The organism is Cellulomonas bogoriensis 69B4 = DSM 16987, from assembly GCF_000767165.1.
Lineage (GTDB): Bacteria > Actinomycetota > Actinomycetes > Actinomycetales > Cellulomonadaceae > Actinotalea > Actinotalea bogoriensis.
The window spans coordinates 1-345 of sequence record NZ_AXCZ01000494.1; the positions used below are offsets into that span (position 1 = coordinate 1).

General features: G+C 77.4%; 1 protein-coding gene. It reads right to left on the reverse strand.

Annotated elements, in window-relative coordinates:
• A partial coding sequence (locus N869_RS16180; RefSeq protein ID WP_035063523.1) for an FAD-dependent oxidoreductase occupies positions 1-345 on the reverse strand: 345 nt, incomplete at both ends.

Consider the following 345-nt stretch of genomic DNA (forward strand, 5'->3'; position numbering starts at 1 on the left):
TGGTGCAGGTCGGCGAGGCGGCGCAGGACGGCCAGGTCGTCACCGTCGTACGCCGCGACCAGGGTCCCGGACGGCTCCACGGTCACCGCGGCCCCCGACGCCTCGGTCAGGCGGGCGGCGAACTCGGGCCACGCCGCGGCCGACGCGAGGCCCATGCGGGCCAGGTCCTCCTCGACGAACGTGGCCTCGGTGACGGGCGCGAGCATCCCTGCTGCGGCGTGGGTGGCCCCCAGGCCCGGCTCGGGGTCGAGCACCGTCACGGCCAGTCCCGCCTCTGCGGCCTGCCAGGCGACGGCCAGCCCGATGACGCCCCCGCCCACCACGACCACGTCGGCGTGCTCGGGT